Origin of the sequence: Streptomyces lothianensis, from assembly GCF_047779955.1 — a bacterium.
GTDB lineage: Bacteria > Actinomycetota > Actinomycetes > Streptomycetales > Streptomycetaceae > Streptomyces.
Map to the genome: position 1 here is coordinate 61311 of NZ_JBLMKT010000066.1, position 16141 is coordinate 77451.

The window sequence follows — 16141 nt, forward strand, 5'->3', positions numbered from 1 at the left end:
TCACCGCACCGACGGTCAGCAGCCGGCTCTGAACGGGGTATTCGCGTAGGACGGAAGCGTCATCGCTTGGCGGGGGCGGACTTGCCGGCGGGCGCGGGTTCGCCCTCCCGGGCGGCCTGTCGGCCGGGGGTGGGCTCGTCCGCCATGCCGGGCAGGAAGTCGACGAACAGTTCGTGGACCTCGCGGACGAGCGGGCGCAACACGCGGAAGCGGGCGAGTGCCACACCGCGTGTCGTGAGCTTCGCGCCGCGGTCCGCCAGGCGGAAGCAGCGTTCGCGGCCGGGGGAGCGGTCGAAGACCCAGTACAGGACGAGGCCCATCTGGGAGAGCCAGAGCATCTCCGGGAGGATGTCCTTGAGTTCTTCCGGGATCTTGGCCTTCGAACCGGCGAGCACCTCGCGGTGCACGGCGATCGCCGCCTCGCGCGCATGCGCGGATTCGGTCGAGAAGGGGCTGAGCGGCGAGTCCGGGTCGGCGGCGTTCTTGAAGAACTGCGCCGCGAATTCGTGGTACGGCTCGGCGATCTCCAGCCAGGCCCGCAGCACGCCCGAGATCCGGGCCTCCAGATCCGTCTCGCGGTCGAGTACGGGCCGGACGGCGGCCTGGTGCTCGGCGGCGATCCGGTCGTAGAAGCCCTGGATGAGGTGCTCCTTGCCGCCGAAGTAGTAGTACGCGTTGCCGACGGAGACGCCCGCCTCCTTGGCGATGGCCCGCATCGTCGTCTTGTCGTAGCCGCGTTCCTGGAAGAGCCGCATCGCGGTCTCCAGGATCAGCGTCCGCGTCTGCTCACTCTTCGGCGCGGTCGAGCCCTTCGCCTCCGCCGTCGAGGCGGCACCCTTCGGCTCCGCTGCGGGGGCGAGATCCTTCGCCTCCGCCGCCGGGGCGACATCCTTCGGTTCCGTCGGCCCGTTCACACCTTCATCTCCTGCTGGCACGGTGCCGAGCCTAACGACTCGCGCAGCCATCGGAGTCACACGCCTCTGGCGGCCCGGCGTACGACCAGCCGTGCTGCGGGTGGTACGTCCACCCGTCGCCGCGCCGGTACACGCCGCCCTGCCACTGCGCGGTCGGGCGCTGCCCCTGCCGGTACTTGGCCGCCGCGAGCACCGCGGCCCGCGCGAACCGCGCCCCCGAGGGGGTGGCCATCCGGTGCGCGAGCGGGCGGTGTTCGGCCAGGGCCCACAGGCAGACGACCCAGGCCGCGGGGCCCCGGTAGACCTGCCCGCCGTCCGCGACGACGGTGATCTCGTCCAGCGTCGGCCCGTGGTCGATCCCCGGGAACCGCCGCCGCGCCTCCTGCGAACCGGCCGGTACGAGCTCCAGCGGCACAAGCCGGCGCTGCCGCATCAGCCAGTCGCGCACCCATGTGCACAGCGGGCACTCCGCGTCGTACAGCACGGTCAGCCGGCGGACCGGGGCGTACGCGACGCCCCGGCCCTCCTGCTTCGGGGCGGCGCCCCGGCCCCCCGTGCCCTGAGCGCTCCCCATCGCTCAGGCCCCCGTGGGCGTCGCCCACGCGCCCTGCCCGCCGCTGAATCCCTGCGGCGGTACGGGCGGCAGCTGCTCGCGCTCCATGATTCCCCGGCGCCGGATCTTGTTCAGGACCCAGACGTTGCCGAGGTGCATGACCCCGAGGACGAGCAGCACGACGCCCAGCTTCACCGACAGCTCCTCGAAGATCCCCCGCGCGTCGGTGATCAGGTCGTCCGCGTTCAGGTAGAGCGCGACGAACCCGAGATTGACGAGGTAGAAGCCGACGACGAGGAGGTGGTTCACGGCCTCGGCGAGCTTCTCGTTCCCGCGCAGTACGTCGCTGAGGAAGATCCGCCCGTTGCGGCTGAGGGTCCGTGCGACCCAGACGGTCAGCCCGATGCTGATGGCCAGATAGATGACGTATGCGACGACTGTGAGGTCCATGTCCTCGATCCCCTCCGGAAACCGGCGCGCGCATGCCGCGGCCGGCGGCTCCGAACGCTTCCTTGAACGCGTTCAAAACCTCGTGGACATGACTGTAGCGCTGCTTTTGAACGCGTTCAAGGTGGGGGTGTGGCGGGAGAGGGGCGGCCCGCCGTCTGCCGGGCGCCGCCCTTCGGGCAGGATGTGGTCCTTCAGATCGCCCAGAAACCCCGGTGGAGACTCTCCATGACCGAGCAGCCGCCCCAGCAGCCGAACCAGCAGCCTCAGCAGCCACCCCAGTCCTCCCAGCAGCCGCCCCAGCCCGGATACGGCTACCCTCAGGACGCCCCGCCGCCGTACCAGGGTGGCGCGCCCGGCCCCTACGGCCACCCCCAGTACGCCCAGCAGCCCCCGTACGGGCAGCAGCCGGGCTACCCGCCGCCCGCCTACGGCGCCCCCGGCTCCGTACCGCCCGGCTACCCCACCGGTGACCCCCACGCGCCCTACGGCTACGACCCCCTGGGGCGTCCCTACTCCGACAAGTCGAAGATCGTCGCGGGCGTCCTCCAACTGGCCCTCGGCACCTTCGGGATCGGCCGCTTCTACATGGGCTCCGTGGGCATCGGTGTCGCTCAGGTCCTCACCTGCGGCGGCTTCGGCATCTGGGCGCTGATCGACGGCATCCTGATCCTCGTGGGCAACGACCACACGGATGCGGAGGGCCGGGTCCTGCGTGGCTGACATCGTCTCCGCATCGCGTCTCGGGGCATCGCGCCTGGGAGTGTTCGCGCGGCGTCCGGAGGTGCCACCGCTCGCGCTCCTCACCGCCGGTGCGGCCGGCGCCGCCTGGCTGTACGTCACCAATCCGCACGAGCCCGGACAGTTGCTGCCCCAGTGCCCGTTCCGTCTGGTCACCGGGCAGCTCTGCCCTGCCTGCGGCGGCACGCGGATGGTGTACGACCTGATGCACGGCGATTTCGCACAGGCCTGGCTCGACAACCGTGTCCTGCTTCTGGCCTCGCCTCTCGCCCTTGCCCTGGTGGGCCGTTGGGCCTGGGAGGGCGTACGTCACCGTCGCAGCTGGCGCCCGCGCCTCAGCCGCCGCACCCAGGCGCTCATCCTGGGGACCGCGGTGGCCTGGACCGTGGTGCGCAACGTGTGGTGAGCCCGTGGGGTTGACTGCGCGCCGTCTGTTGGCCGGGGGCGATCGGGAGTTGACTGAAAACAGTCACGATCACAGCACGATCGTGCCCCACATCTCCCGCCGGTCACACCGGCCTCAATAGAGTCACCTTCACGGGGGGTGGCCGTGCTGTACATGTGTGCGCTCCTCGGCACCTGGAGCCGTCCGGCTCCGGGCCAATTCATGCATTCCAGGAGCAGTTGACATGAGCGTCCCCACCCCTGAGGCACCCTACGGCGTCGACCCGATGGGCCGCCCCTACTCGGACAAGTCGAAGATCGTCGCGGGCATCCTGCAGCTCTTCCTCGGCGGCCTCGGCATCGGCCGTTTCTACGTGGGCTCCGTGGGCGTCGGCGTCGCCCAGCTCCTCACCTGCGGTGGCCTCGGTATCTGGGCGCTGATCGACGGCATCATGTTCCTCACGAGCAACGACCGCACCGACGCGCAGGGCCGCCCGCTGCGCGGCTGACCCGCACCGCCGCCGTCATGGCGGCAGCTGCCGCTTCCACGCCCCGTCGACCATCCCCGTCGGCGGGGCGTCGCGCTGCCCTCGCCCTCCGGGCCACAACTGCCGAGCGCCCTCCCGGGGCGCACCCCGGGAAGCCCCGTGCCCTCCCGGGGCGCACCCCGGGAAAGCCCCGCCCCCTCACCGCCCCCGGGCCAGCTCCGGCCGCTTGGAGTAGTCGGTGAACCCGAGGACGTTGCCCCACGGGTCGGTCAGTTCGGCGGTCCACCCCGTCGACGAGGAGAACGGAGCCTCCGGCGCGAGCCCGGCCGCCGTCAGCGAGGCCGCCGCCGCCCGCGCGTCCGGCACCTCGAGCCACACCCGTGGAGCCCATGGCCCGGCCGGTTGCCGCGCCAGCCCGTCCTCCTGCCGCAGCAGCACACCGGGTGTCTCCTCGCCCACCTTGAACAGGGCGATCCCGGCCTCGTCCACCCGGAAGCCCAGCGGAAACCCGGCCCGCTCATAGAAGCCCACGGCTTCACCGAGGTCCCCGACGGGGAACAGGACATGGTCGAAGCCGAGCAGTTCCAGTGACATGACGTCAGATTAGGCCTGGCCCGCCCCACCACGTCGGAGGCGCGGGACGATTGCGTTCTCGGCCTCCCGAACGGCGCCCCCGGCCTCCCGAACGGCCGAGGGCCCCGCCTCCCTGACGGGAAACGGGGCCCTCACCCACGTACGAGGAGTACGGGAGGGAACTCAGAAGCGCCGGGTGATCAGCGCGCGCTTCACTTCCTGGATCGCCTTGGTGACCTCGATGCCACGCGGGCAGGCGTCCGTGCAGTTGAACGTCGTGCGGCAGCGCCACACGCCGTCGCGGTCGTTGAGGATCTCCAGGCGCTGCTCGCCGGCCTCGTCGCGCGAGTCGAAGATGAAGCGGTGCGCGTTGACGATCGCCGCCGGGCCGAAGTACTGGCCGTCGTTCCAGAACACCGGGCACGAGGACGTGCACGCGGCGCACAGGATGCACTTGGTGGTGTCGTCGAAGCGCTCGCGGTCCTCGGGGGACTGCAGCCGCTCACGCGTCGGCTCGTTGCCCTCGGTGATGAGGAACGGCATGACGTCGCGGTAGGCCTGGAAGAACGGCTCCATGTCGACCACGAGGTCCTTGAGCACGGTGAGGCCCTTGATGGGCTCGACCGTGATCGGCTTCTCGGGGTTGATGTCCTTGATCAGCGTCTTGCAGGCGAGCCTGTTCTTGCCGTTGATCCGCATCGCGTCCGAGCCGCAGATGCCGTGCGCGCACGAGCGGCGGAAGGTCAGCGTGCCGTCGAGGTCCCACTTGATCTTGTGGAGGCCGTCGAGCACACGCTCCTTCGGATCGATGTCGATCCGGAAGTCCTCCCACATCGCTTCCTCCGCAACCTCGGGGTTGAAGCGGCGGATGCGGAAGGTGACCGTGATGTACGGGGAGGCCTTGGCCGCCTCGGCCTCGGCCTTGTCCATGACGGGAGTTGCCATCAGTACTTACGCTCCATCGGCTGGTAGCGGGTCGTGACGACCGGCTTGTAGTCGAGGCGGACGGAATCGGAGCCGTCGTCGCCGACCTCGCGGTACGCCATGGTGTGGCGCATGAAGTTGACGTCGTCGCGGTTGGGGAAGTCCTCGCGGTAGTGACCGCCGCGGGACTCCTTGCGCGCGAGCGCGGAGACCGCCATCACCTCGGCCAGGTCGAGCAGGTTGCCCAGCTCGATGGCCTCGAGGAGGTCGGTGTTGAAGCGCTTGCCCTTGTCCTGGATCGCCACGTTCCTGTAGCGCTCGCGGAGCTCGGCGATCTTCTCGACGGCCGACTTGATGGTCTGCTCCGTACGGAACACCATCACGTTGGCGTCCATCGTCTCCTGCAGCTCCTTGCGCAGGTCCGCCACGCGCTCGCTGCCCGTGGAGTTGCGCAGCCGCTCGACCTGCTCCTCGACCAGCGAGGCCGGGTCCTCGGGCAGCTCGACGAAGTCGGCCTTCGAGGAGTACTCGGCGGCGGCGATGCCCGAGCGGCGTCCGAAGACGTTGATGTCGAGCAGCGAGTTGGTGCCCAGGCGGTTGGCGCCGTGCACCGACACGCAGGCGACCTCACCGGCGGCGTACAGACCGGGAACGACGGTGGTGTTGTCCGCGAGGACCTCACCCTCGACGTTCGTCGGGATGCCGCCCATCGCGTAGTGCGCGGTCGGCTGGATCGGGATCGGGTCCGTGTACGGCTCGATACCGAGGTACGTACGGGCGAACTCGGTGATGTCCGGGAGCTTGGCGTCGAGCTGCTCCGGCGGCAGGTGCGTCAGGTCGAGGAAGACGTGGTCGCCCTCGGGGCCGCAGCCGCGGCCTTCGCGGATCTCGGTGTAGATGGCGCGCGAGACGACGTCACGCGAGGCGAGGTCCTTCATGACCGGCGCGTACTTCTCCATGAAGCGCTCGCCGTCCTTGTTGCGGAGGATGCCGCCCTCACCGCGGGCGCCCTCCGTCAGCAGGATGCCCATGCGCCAGATGCCGGTCGGGTGGAACTGGAAGAACTCCATGTCCTCCAGCGGCAGTCCGCGCCGGTAGCAGGCCGCCTGGCCGTCACCGGTGAGGGTGTGCGCGTTGGAGGTCACCTTGAAGAACTTGCCGGTGCCGCCGGAGGCGTAGATCACGGCCTTCGCCTGGAAGACGTGGATCTCGCCGGTGGCCAGCTCGTACGCCACGACACCGGCGGACTTCCGGACGCCGTCGACCTCGGTGATGAGCTGGTCGAGGACGTAGAACTCGTTGAAGAACTCCACGCCCTCCTTGATGCAGTTCTGGTAGAGCGTCTGGAGGATCATGTGGCCGGTGCGGTCGCCCGAGTAGCAGGCGCGGCGGACCGGGGCCTCACCGTGGTTGCGGCTGTGCCCGCCGAAGCGCCGCTGGTCGATCTTCCCGTCCTGGGTGCGGCCGAACGGCAGGCCCATCTTCTCCAGGTCGAGGACCGCGTCGATGGCCTCCTTCGCCAGGATCTCGGCGGCGTCCTGGTCGACCAGGTAGTCGCCGCCCTTGATCGTGTCGAAGGTGTGCCACTCCCAGTTGTCCTCCTCCACGTTGGCCAGCGCGGCGGCCATGCCGCCCTGCGCGGCGCCCGTGTGGGAGCGGGTGGGGTACAGCTTGGTGAGCACGGCGGTACGGCTGCGCTTGGTGGCCTCGATGGCCGCACGCATACCGGCGCCGCCGGCGCCGACGATGACGGTGTCGTACTTGTGGATCTTCATGAGTGGTTACCTCAGCCCCGGGCCTAGCGGATGTTCGGGTCGAAGGTGAAGATCACCAGCGTGCCCAGGAGGACGGTGAACACCGTGGCGGTGTAGAGCAGCATCTTCAGCCAGAAGCGCGTGTTGTCCCGCTCGGCGTAGTCGTTGATGATCGTGCGCAGGCCGTTGGCGCCGTGCAGCATCGCCAGCCACAGCATGATCAGGTCCCAGGCCTGCCAGAACGGCGAGGCCCAGCGGCCGGCCACGAAGGCGAAGCCGATCTTGGAGACGCCGCCGTCGAGCACCAGCTGGATCAGCAGGTGGCCGAGGACCAGGACGACCAGGACGATGCCGGACAGGCGCATGAACAGCCAGCCGTACATCTCGAAGTTGCCGCGGGTGGCCTTCGGGGTCTTCTTGGTGCGCTTGCGCGGCGGCTCGATGACGGGGGCGGGGTTGTCCACGTCGTAGAGGGCCACGCCCTCGACCTCGCCGATGCCCTGCGTAGTGGTCTCAGACATCTGCCTCAGCTCCCGAACAGTTCACGAGCGGCGTGGCCGAGCACCGGGTAGACGGCGCCGGCCATCAGCACCACCCAGATGCCGACGACGGTCCAGAGCATCTGCTTCTGGTAGCGCGCGCCCTTCGACCAGAAGTCGACGGCGACGATGCGCAGGCCGTTGAGCGCGTGGAACAGGATGGCCGCGACAAGGCCGTATTCCAGCAGCGCCACGAGCGGCGTCTTGTAGGTGGCCACGACATCGTCGTACGCCTCGGGGGAGACGCGGACGAGAGCGGTGTCGAGGACGTGTACGAACAGGAAGAAGAAGATGAGGACGCCGGTGACTCGGTGAGCCACCCAGGACCACATTCCTTCCCGGCCGCGGTACAGCGTTCCAGCCGGCACGGAAGAACCCTCCGGGAGCGGGGATCGGGGTCGGCCGGCTTGTCTGTCGGTCGGACCCGGCCGGGTACGGTCCACCGGCCGCTCGTCATCGTATCGACCAGGTGTCGGTATGCCCGGCGGGGGGTCTATAGGTGTGATCAAACAGGCACGGACGGGCTAGCAGGCCCGGATAATTCACCCTATGCGCGTATACGTCCGTACGTATCCGCGCGTACGCCTGCCCCCGTACGCGGCCGGAAACGCAGCCGTCGGGCAGGGCCCGCAGCCGTCGCGCAGCGGGCGCGTGCGTCAGTACGCGGCGGGGATCCGCGGTCCGAACAGGGCCTCGGTGATCCGCTCGCGCACCAGCCGGCGCAGTTGCTCGGCGGCGATGCTGCGCTCCTCGTCCACCTCGTGCGCCAGGCGTTTGCGCAGGCCGGCGAGGACCTGGTCGAGGTGCTCGTCGTGCCGGTAGTCGTCGAGGGAGAGCAGGAAAGCATGGCCGAAACGCGCCTCGTACGCGGCGTGCGCGGCGCGTAGTGCGGTGAGCGCCGCCTGCGGGGTGGCGCCGGGCGCGGGCAGTTCGCTCCGCTCGGCGGCGAGCGCCCGGCCCAGCTCGGCGGGCGCGAGGTCGTAGCCCGCCTCGTCGCAGGCCGCGAGCAGCGCGTCCGGATCCGGATACGGGCGGTACTCGGCCACGCGCCGCGCCCAGCGCTCGCTCGCACAGCAGTCGAGGAGCAGGCGGTGCACGTCCTCGGCCGGTGCGCTGTTGAAGTGGTCGAGTCCCGGGTGCGCGGTGGCATCGGACCGGGCTTGTCCCGGTATGGCCTGCGCGGGCAGTGCGGCTGCGGTACGGGACGGGCTGGGCGAAGGCAGCGTGCGCTCCTCGGAAGCGGCCAGGCGGCCTGAATCGGGCAACGGCAGGGGCAAGGGGGTGCCCTCACGGTATCGAGAGCTGTCGGTGGCTGTACGCCCGATGTGCGAATTTCACCCGGACGGGAGAGTTTGGGAACGAGTGGTGGACGTTCGGGGCAGTCACCTGGCGGACTTTCGCGGCCCATGGGAGGTTGCACAGCGTGAAGTCGATCTTTTCGCGGTCCGGTTCCCCGGAGCCCGACCCCTCCGGGTCCGGCCCCTCAGGCCCCGCCCCTTCGGGCCGAGGCCGTTCACGTCCCGGCGGGCGCCGCCGCCTGGCCCTCGTCGCGGGCATCACCGCGGGCTGCGCGGCGCTGCTCACCCTCACGCTGTGGCCCGAAGGCTCCGGCACGGGAAACGGCGCCGGGGCCACCCCCACCCCTTCGCCGGCCACCACCGCCGACAGCCGCTCCCCGGCCTCCGCCGCCGCGACCCACCCCGTGTCGAAACCCCCGCTGACCATCCCCGCCGTTCGCGAGCACGAGGCGGCGCGCGGCCCCGGCTGGCATCCCGACCGCGGCGGGCAGGTGATCGTCGCCGAGGACTCGGCGGAGGAACTCGCCGACGAGGGCAGGCTCATCGCCCAGGAACTGGGCCTCACCTACGCACAGGGCGCCGAGCCCGGCAAGGGCGACGTGGAACTCGCGCTCGTCTCCGGCGAGTCGAACACGGACGCCGACCCCGAGGCGTACACGATCCGTGTCGCCGACGAGCGGGTCCGTATCACCGCCGGCGACGACGCGGGCGTCTTCTACGGCACCCGCACCCTCAAGCAGGCCGTCCGCCAGGGCGGCACCGCACCCGAGGGCGTCATCCGCGACGCACCCGCCAAACCGCAGCGCGGTTTCATGCTCGACATCGCCCGCAAGCACTTCACGGCCGCCTGGATCGAGGACCGGGTCCGCGAACTCGCCGACCTCAAGTACAACCAGATCGGCCTGCACTTCTCCGACGACCAGGCCTTCCGCATCGAATCCAGCTCCCACCCCGAGGTGGTCTCCCCGGTCCACCTCAAGAAGTCCGAGGTCAGGCAGATCATCGCCCTCGCGCGCCGCCTGCACATCGAGGTCATCCCCGAGATCGACTCACCCGGCCACCTCGGCGCCGTCCTCGCCGCCCACCCGCAGCTCCAGCTCCGCGACACCCGGGGCAACCCGGCGCGCGGTGCGATCGACATCTCGAAACCCGGATCGGCGAAGATCGTCGACGAACTGCTGCGGGAGTACGCGGACCTCTTTCCCGGCACGTACTGGCATCTCGGCGCCGACGAATACCGCGCCCTGATGGTCGCGGACCCGGAGGCCCGCTACCCGCAGCTGGCCGCGCTCGCCCGCGAGAAGTACGGCCCGGACGCCAAGGTGCAGGACCTGGCGACCGGCTGGGTCAACGACCGGGCGAAGGTGGTCCGCGCCGAGGACAAGAAGCCGAAGATGTGGAACGACGGCATGTTCGCCGGCGGAGTGGTCCAGGCCGACGAGGACCTGGAGGTCGAGTACTGGACGGGCAAGGAACTGCGCGCCCGCGAGCCCGTCGAGTATCTGAAGGCCGGCCGCAAGCTCGTCAACCTCAACGACGAATACCTCTACTACGTGCTCGGCGAGCCCAACCAGTTCACGTACCCGACGGGCGAACGCATCTACAAGGAGTGGAACCCGCTGGTCGTCCGCGGCTCCGAACCCGTCCCCGCCACCTACGACGACCAGATCCTCGGCGCACGCTTCGCCGTCTGGTGCGACTTCTCCACCGCCCAGACCCCGGGCCAGGTGGCCGACGGCATCCGCCTGCCCCTGCGGGCACTGGCCCAGCGGGTCTGGGACGAGCGGACCCCGGAGCTGCCCTGGGGAGAGTTCAGGGCATTGGCGGAAAAGCTGGGCTGAGCTGCGGTTTCGCCGGATTCGGCGGGGCCGGTAATGGGTGGACAGGCGGCGCGGGGGGGCACGTAGATTCCGCGTGCCGAGGCGCCTTGGGGAGAAGGCGCCATGGCACGCGCATCTGTGCGGTGGCGCGGAGGGCTCCGTCCCGCCGCCCCGCCGCTGTTTCCATGACCCGTGGGGGGTTTCTCGTATGTCCGGCATGTCCGGCTCTTCTTATACGTCCAGCAATTCGCAGCTGTCCGGCTATCCGCAGAACACCGGCCGCCCGGCGTCCACCGTGCGCCCGTCGGCCTACCTCAAGTCGCCGCACGGCCTGGCCAAGGCGCTGGTGATCCTCTTCGGCGCGCTGATCGCCGCCGACCTCTTCTCACTATGGGTCGGCTTCCACCTGCGGTCGGCCATGGCGGACCTGCGCGCCACGCCCTTCTCCGAGGAGCTCGTCGACAGTGTCACCGACGCCGAGACCCTGTACGGGATCAGCGGCATCCTCCAGTCCGCGCTCTGGACCGCCCTGATCGTCGTCTTCCTCGTCTGGTTCTGGCGGGTACGCGTGAACGCCGAGGTGTTCGGACCCGAGTACCAGTCGATGAAGCGTGGCTGGACGATCGCCGCCTGGTTCGTCCCGATCGCCAACCTCTGGCTGCCGCGCCGTGTCGCCTCCGACATCTGGGGTGCGAGCGAGACCACCGAGCGCTCCCCCTCCCAGGCCCTGCTCACCGGCTGGTGGCTGCTCTTCGTACTGGACGTGCTGCTCGGTCGCTTCGCGACCAAGGAGTACGCCCGTGCCGAGAGCTACGAGGAGATCCGGTCCGCGGTGTCGTCCCTCGCCGTCTCCGACGCGGTCGACATCGCGGCCTGCATCGCGGCGATCCTCTTCGTACGTCGCCTCACGGCGATGCAGCAGGAGAAGGCGCTGCGCGGCCTGGAGCAGTGACGGCCCGCCGCACCCCGCACGTCCCCAGACTGCACCACCGGCGGCGGCCCGCGGAGTCCAGGAACAGCCAGCCGCAGTCCTCGCCCGGACAGACCCGCAGCTCGTGCACCTGGGGCGTGGCGAGCAGCCCCGCCGCGCTGTGGGCGGCGGCGAGCAGCGGCAGCCGCAGGCCTGCGGCCGGGCTGACCCGCCAGCGGCCGAGCCGACTCTCGCCGTCTTCGTCCTCCCGGACGAACTCGGCGCTGCGCGCGGCCTCCTCGGCCGTCGCCGCGACCGCCTTGAACGCACGCGTGTCACCGGGATCGGTGAACACCGCGTACATCGCCGACCGCAGCTCCCGTGCCTCGTCGAGGACCGCGGCGGCGCGTTCCGGCCGCCGCGCGGCCTCGGCGAGCAGCCGGTCGACGGTGCGTTCCCCGGCGAGAGCGAGATGTCCCGCCCAGACGGCCAGCGAGGCGTAGCCGGTGAGCCAGTCGGATCCGGGCCGTTCGCGTTCCGCATGCCAGCCCGCGTACGTGTTGCAGAACTCCAGCGCCGGATGGCCGCTCGTGCTCCACGGCAGCCACACGTCGCGTACCCGGACGGCGTACACCGGGCCGGGCGGCCGGTCCAGGCGCGGGTCGGCCGCGAGGATCCGCGCGTGCAACTCGCGCAGCTCCGCGCCGGGTTCGAGCCCCAGCTCCGCGACGAGCGCCGAGCGCGTCTCCTGGTACAGGCCCAGCGCCTCGGGGGTCCGCCCGCTCCGGTACAACGCGGTCATCTGCGCGGCGACCAGCCGCTCGCGCGCGGGCCCCTTCCGTATCTCCGGCAGCAGATCGGCGACCACCCGGTGGTGCCTGCCCAGCGCGAGCAGATCCTCCGCCCGCCGCTCCACGGCGGCCATCCGCAACTGTTCCAGCACCCCGCCGAGCCGGCCGCGCAACGGTTCCTCCGCGAGCCCCTCGAGCAGCGGGCCGCGCCACAGCGCGAGCGCCTCGTCGTGAAGTTCCACCCGCAGGACCGGATCGCCCGTCGCGGCCGCCTGCTCCACGAGCTCCGTGAACCGGGCCGTGTCGATCCGGTGCCCGTCCGGCTCCACGCCATACCCGTCGTCGTACGTGCTCAGCCGCACCCCGTGCCCGCCGAGCGCGGCCCGCAGCCGCCCGATGTACGTGTGCACCGTGCCGCGCGCCGCAGCCGGCGGCCTGCCCTGCCACAGCAGCTCGACGAGCCGCTCGACCGGCACGGTACGGCCCGCGTCGAGCAACAACACGGCAAGCAGCAGTCGTTCCTGTCGGCGTATGCCCGTCAGCGCGGGGCGGCCGAGGTGGCGGGCCTCGAAGGGGCCGAGCAGCTGGAAGTCCATGTCTGTGGAGCGTACGGCGTGGTCCCCGCCGTGACCCGGCCGTGGTGAGCGAATGGTGAGGCGGGCCGTGAACGCTGGGTGGAAATCCAGGCAACCCACCAGGAGGACTCATGCACGTCACCGCTGCCGCCCTGCTCACCCTCTCCGCCGCCACCGGAGGCGGCTGGGTGCCCGCGCCTTCCGCCCCCTGGGACGTCGCCGCCGGTGCCCGCTGCGACGTTGCCGTGCACGGCGAACCCGTCGTCGACGAGGTGGTCAGGCGGGTCGTCTCCACCAACCCGGACGGTTCGGTCAAGTCCGAGGCGTACAAGGGCGACCTGGTCATCCGCCTCACCAACACCACCGAAGGACCGGACGGCCCCTCCTACGACGCGGACGCGAGCGGCAGGGCCTACATCACCTACGGAGACGACGGCTCCCAGCACTGGACGGTCGCCGGCCCCGTCCTCGTCGGCTTCGCCGAGAACGGCGGCACCCTCCCGCGCGGTCTCTACCTCATCGACGGCCTGTACACCCTCGACATCACCGCGACCGGCCACAAGACCCTGAAGCTGTACCAGGGTTCGATCGACGACCTGTGCAACCGCATCGACTGACCGCACCGCACCACTGCATGCCACGCCGCACCACCGCGCCCCGCACCGCACCACCGCACCCCACACCGCACCACTGCGCCCCACACCGCACCACCTGAGACAGAACCCGAAACCCCCCGAAACGCGTCCCCCATGCATACGGGAGCGCGGCCATCCGCTGCTCCGGACGTGGGCTCATCGGTACTTATGGGTGGCGAACTCCCGTGCAGATGTGTTGGATTCACATCAAAGGCGTCGTGGCGGGGAGTAAGGCATGGGGTTCTGGGGGTACTACGTCGTCGGCCGCGCGGAGCGGCCTCTCGCGGAGTACGCCGCGTTCGAGGGCGTACGCGACGGGCTCGCGCTGCATGAGCAGCGGCCCGACGGCTGGCAGGTATGGGAGGCCTCGGTCCCCGAGCTCGGCTCGATGGCGGCGCTCGCCGGACAGACCGGCGCGCCCGCGCTGTTCGGCTTCGTGATGGACAGCGCGTGCGTCGCCGTCGAGGCGGCCGGGCCGGAGAGCGGCGCATGGAATGCCTGCCTGGCCCGCGAGGCCATGGCCGCCTTCCTGGCGGCGGACGGCAAGGAGCCCGACGACCTCTTCCTCCCCGCCCGCGATGCGGCGGAACGGGCGACGGCCTGGGCGGCGGAGGCGGGCTATACGGTGCCGACGGCAGACATCACCGCTGCCCTGACCGCCCCCGCCGAGCCGTCCGCGGAGCTCCTCTTCTTCCGCTTCCTGGAGAAACTCGGAATTCCTGACAACTGACGCAGTCGCCCCCGCCATGCCTCCCGGCGTGGGAATCACCATGACCCCGGCGGGGGAGTCGCCATGACCCCGGCGGGGGAGTCACCACGACCCTGGCTCGGGAGTGACGCTTCCGGGTGTCCCGGCGCTGTAAGGGGAAGTACCGCGTCCGGAACGGAGAGGCGTCATGGGTCTGGTGGAGCTGATCGCGCAGAGCGACGAGCGGGGGCTGGCCGCGAGCGGGCTCGCGTGCCTTGACCGGTGCCTGCCGGTCCTCGGCGCGGAGGACGACACCCTGCGCCCGCTGTGGGCCGCGCTCGCCTCGGACACACCCTGGGCACCTCTCGTCGATGCCGTACGGGAGTCCGTACCGCGAGGCACCGCCGACGAGACGACGGCGACGCTCACCCACCGCATGCTGGACGCCCTCCCCGCCGACCGCTCGGGCCCGGACCTGCGCACGTGGTCCGACGCCTGCTCCACAGCGGCCCTCCAGATCCACCGAACCCTGGACCCCACGGCCGACGGCCCACTCGCGGCAGGCGAACTGCGCCGCCAGATCACCGTCCTCGAACTCCTGGCCAAGGGCGACGGCCTCCGCCAGGCCCTCGACGTGTCGACGGAGGGCCGCCGGGTGCTGCGGGCCGTGGTGGCGCGGCGGGGGAGGGGGAGGGGCTGAACGACGTCCGTTCCACGATCGAGCGGTGGCTGGCAGCGGCAGACCGGACGCCGTGTCCGAGGTGAAGGCGCACGTCCATGAAAGCCGCAACTACACCGGCTACGTGTGCGCAGGGACCCTCCTGGACGGAACCCCGGTCTCCGAGCCGATCCGGAAGCGCTGCACCGCCACCAGCGAAGTGGGCGACCGCCTCGCCATGATCATCGACCCGGCCGGCCAGGCCACCCCGACGGAAGAACGCGTACCGCCCGCGCTCGACACGGTATCGAGGACGACCTTCCATGCGCTGCTCTTCGCCGCCGCCTACTGCTTCGCCGCGGTGCGCTCACCTCGCGGCCGGAACACCGGCCACGGGCGGGCATCTTGACGCCCCGGCCTGCACTCCGCGGTCCGTACGGATGCCGGGAGTGGTCAGGCTCGACGCGGCCGGTCTGACGGACCTTCGGCAGGCGGTGTTTGCGGTCTGCGTGGCAAGCACGACGGGCTCTCCGGGAAGGGCGCTGTCGAACCAGTGAAGTGCCGCCGCGCATGCTTCGGCGGCATACCCGGATCCCCACGACTGTGGCAGGAACAGGTAGCCGAGCTCGGTCTTCCCCGCGGCGGCCGGGCGATGGTGCTCCGGCGCTCTCCGGAGCAGAACACGGCCGATCATCGCCCCGTCGAGCTCGACGGCGAAGCTCCCGGGCCACCGCCCGGGCACCTCGGGCAGCTCGCGTTCGAGCTCGTCGCGCGGGCGGGGGCCACCGAGGTAGGCGTTCACATCCGGCGCTGCCAGCAGCTCTACGAACGTCACACGGTCCCGGGCCTCGGGTTACGCAGCACGAGCCGCTCGGTTCTGTTCGGTGCGGGCGGCCAGGCAACGGCTCCTGGATCGGTCATGCCGGTTGGCCAAGCAGTGCGCACAGCCGGCGATCAAGACGCGGCAGACGCCACGTTCAACCGCATCGCCCGCAGCGGACGCCCGCTGGGCGACTCCGACACCCACATCGCTAGCCGAGCGGCAGCCACACCGGCCACCACTGCGGTATCCCGTCAGGGGCGCAGCTCGGCCCCACTCCCGCCAGGGCATGCCACACTGCCATGGCTGGCCACAGAAGCACCACGGCGGGCACCAGGACACCCAGGGCAGGTCGGCCCCAGCTTCCGGCCCGGCCTCCGGAGACGTTCGTCCCGCGCTGGAGTGCGAACCAAGCCCCCACGCAGGCCGCGGCTGCCACCGTCGAACTCGTCAGGGCGTGGACCATGTTGGTCCAGCTCCCGCCGGACTCACACGTACGCCAGGCGAGGCCCAGGGGCAGCCCGTGCGCGTAGAAGACGGCCACGAATATCAGCCGGGCCACAAGCGTCGAATGCGGAGGCATCGCAGGAGACCCCAAGCGAGCACCCCAGGCGGCAAGCGCACGACGA

The 16141-nt window shown here is 70.7% G+C and carries 20 protein-coding genes and 1 pseudogene; 9 read left to right on the forward strand and 12 right to left on the reverse strand.

What is annotated here, in order from left to right; translation table 11 throughout:
* Positions 1-59 precede the first annotated feature (59 nt).
* From ACLF6P_RS22820 to ACLF6P_RS22830, 3 genes are read right to left on the reverse strand one after another with little or no spacing between them, the layout of a single operon-like run.
* Positions 60-914, reverse strand: a complete 855-nt coding sequence (locus ACLF6P_RS22820; RefSeq protein WP_415952505.1) for a TetR family transcriptional regulator — start codon at positions 912-914, stop codon at positions 60-62.
* A 31-nt stretch (positions 915-945) separates the two neighbouring features.
* On the reverse strand, positions 946-1488 hold the full coding sequence (locus ACLF6P_RS22825) for a thiol-disulfide oxidoreductase DCC family protein (RefSeq protein WP_415952506.1): 543 nt from the start codon (positions 1486-1488) through the stop codon (positions 946-948).
* Positions 1489-1491: 3 nt separating this feature from the next.
* On the reverse strand, positions 1492-1917 hold the full coding sequence (locus ACLF6P_RS22830) for a hypothetical protein (protein ID WP_415952507.1): 426 nt from the start codon (positions 1915-1917) through the stop codon (positions 1492-1494).
* 225 nt (positions 1918-2142) lie between these two features.
* Here ACLF6P_RS22830 and ACLF6P_RS22835 point away from each other — a divergent pair, with 225 nt between their 5' ends.
* From ACLF6P_RS22835 to ACLF6P_RS22845, 3 genes are all read left to right on the forward strand, one after another.
* Positions 2143-2637, forward strand: coding sequence for a TM2 domain-containing protein (locus ACLF6P_RS22835; protein ID WP_415952508.1), 495 nt, complete (start codon positions 2143-2145; stop codon positions 2635-2637).
* Position 2638: 1 nt separating this feature from the next.
* Positions 2639-3061 carry a DUF2752 domain-containing protein gene (locus ACLF6P_RS22840; RefSeq protein ID WP_415952535.1) on the forward strand — a complete coding sequence of 141 codons (423 nt, stop codon included), beginning with the start codon at positions 2639-2641 and terminating at the stop codon, positions 3059-3061.
* Positions 3062-3284: 223 nt separating this feature from the next.
* On the forward strand, positions 3285-3548 hold the full coding sequence (locus ACLF6P_RS22845) for a TM2 domain-containing protein (protein ID WP_415952509.1): 264 nt from the start codon (positions 3285-3287) through the stop codon (positions 3546-3548).
* 177 nt (positions 3549-3725) lie between these two features.
* On the opposite strand, the gene ACLF6P_RS22850 is transcribed toward ACLF6P_RS22845, so the two are convergent.
* From ACLF6P_RS22850 to ACLF6P_RS22875, 6 genes are all read right to left on the reverse strand, one after another.
* Complete coding sequence (locus ACLF6P_RS22850) at positions 3726-4121, reverse strand: VOC family protein (protein ID WP_415952510.1); 396 nt, start codon at positions 4119-4121, stop codon at positions 3726-3728.
* A gap of 162 nt (positions 4122-4283) precedes the next feature.
* Positions 4284-5045 (reverse strand): succinate dehydrogenase iron-sulfur subunit, encoded by a 762-nt coding sequence (locus tag ACLF6P_RS22855; protein WP_415952511.1) that lies wholly within the window; start codon positions 5043-5045, stop codon positions 4284-4286.
* Positions 5045-6799, reverse strand: a complete 1755-nt coding sequence (gene sdhA, locus ACLF6P_RS22860; RefSeq protein WP_415952512.1) for a succinate dehydrogenase flavoprotein subunit — start codon at positions 6797-6799, stop codon at positions 5045-5047. Before sdhA ends, ACLF6P_RS22855 begins: the two co-directional genes overlap by 1 nt.
* Positions 6800-6822: 23 nt before the next feature.
* A complete protein-coding gene (locus ACLF6P_RS22865) occupies positions 6823-7299 on the reverse strand; it encodes a succinate dehydrogenase hydrophobic membrane anchor subunit (protein WP_415952513.1) in 477 nt (158 codons plus the stop codon).
* Between the two features lie 5 nt (positions 7300-7304).
* Entirely contained in the window at positions 7305-7685 is a 381-nt protein-coding gene (sdhC, locus tag ACLF6P_RS22870) for a succinate dehydrogenase, cytochrome b556 subunit (RefSeq protein WP_415952514.1), read from the reverse strand.
* A gap of 288 nt (positions 7686-7973) precedes the next feature.
* Complete coding sequence (locus tag ACLF6P_RS22875) at positions 7974-8594, reverse strand: 2-oxo-4-hydroxy-4-carboxy-5-ureidoimidazoline decarboxylase (RefSeq protein ID WP_415952515.1); 621 nt, start codon at positions 8592-8594, stop codon at positions 7974-7976.
* Between the two features lie 146 nt (positions 8595-8740).
* Between ACLF6P_RS22875 and ACLF6P_RS22880 the strand changes: the two genes are divergently transcribed.
* Complete coding sequence (locus tag ACLF6P_RS22880) at positions 8741-10456, forward strand: beta-N-acetylhexosaminidase (RefSeq protein ID WP_415952516.1); 1716 nt, start codon at positions 8741-8743, stop codon at positions 10454-10456.
* A gap of 187 nt (positions 10457-10643) precedes the next feature.
* Positions 10644-11387 carry a DUF4328 domain-containing protein gene (locus ACLF6P_RS22885; RefSeq protein WP_415952517.1) on the forward strand — a complete coding sequence of 248 codons (744 nt, stop codon included), beginning with the start codon at positions 10644-10646 and terminating at the stop codon, positions 11385-11387.
* Here the strand turns inward: ACLF6P_RS22885 and ACLF6P_RS22890 are convergent.
* A complete protein-coding gene (locus tag ACLF6P_RS22890) occupies positions 11341-12732 on the reverse strand; it encodes a BTAD domain-containing putative transcriptional regulator (RefSeq protein ID WP_415952518.1) in 1392 nt (463 codons plus the stop codon). The genes ACLF6P_RS22885 and ACLF6P_RS22890 overlap by 47 nt on opposite strands.
* A gap of 110 nt (positions 12733-12842) precedes the next feature.
* On the opposite strand from ACLF6P_RS22890, the gene ACLF6P_RS22895 reads away from it, so the two are divergent.
* The 4 genes from ACLF6P_RS22895 (at position 12843) to ACLF6P_RS22910 (ending at position 15101) form a co-directional block, all read left to right on the forward strand.
* The gene (locus tag ACLF6P_RS22895; RefSeq protein WP_415952519.1) at positions 12843-13328 is read left to right on the forward strand and encodes a hypothetical protein; all 486 of its coding nucleotides are present in this window, start codon (positions 12843-12845) and stop codon (positions 13326-13328) included.
* A gap of 253 nt (positions 13329-13581) precedes the next feature.
* Positions 13582-14076, forward strand: a complete 495-nt coding sequence (locus ACLF6P_RS22900) for a hypothetical protein (RefSeq protein ID WP_415952520.1) — start codon at positions 13582-13584, stop codon at positions 14074-14076.
* Positions 14077-14242: 166 nt separating this feature from the next.
* Complete coding sequence (locus ACLF6P_RS22905; RefSeq protein ID WP_415952521.1) at positions 14243-14734, forward strand: hypothetical protein; 492 nt, start codon at positions 14243-14245, stop codon at positions 14732-14734.
* A gap of 25 nt (positions 14735-14759) precedes the next feature.
* Entirely contained in the window at positions 14760-15101 is a 342-nt protein-coding gene (locus tag ACLF6P_RS22910) for a hypothetical protein (RefSeq protein ID WP_415952522.1), read from the forward strand.
* On the opposite strand, the pseudogene ACLF6P_RS22915 reads toward ACLF6P_RS22910, so the two are convergent.
* A pseudogene (locus ACLF6P_RS22915) lies at positions 15060-15613 on the reverse strand (GNAT family N-acetyltransferase). The gene ACLF6P_RS22910 and the pseudogene ACLF6P_RS22915 overlap by 42 nt on opposite strands.
* Positions 15614-15723: 110 nt before the next feature.
* The gene (locus tag ACLF6P_RS22920) at positions 15724-16095 is read right to left on the reverse strand and encodes a hypothetical protein (protein ID WP_415952523.1); all 372 of its coding nucleotides are present in this window, start codon (positions 16093-16095) and stop codon (positions 15724-15726) included.
* Between the last annotated feature and the right edge of the window lie 46 nt (positions 16096-16141).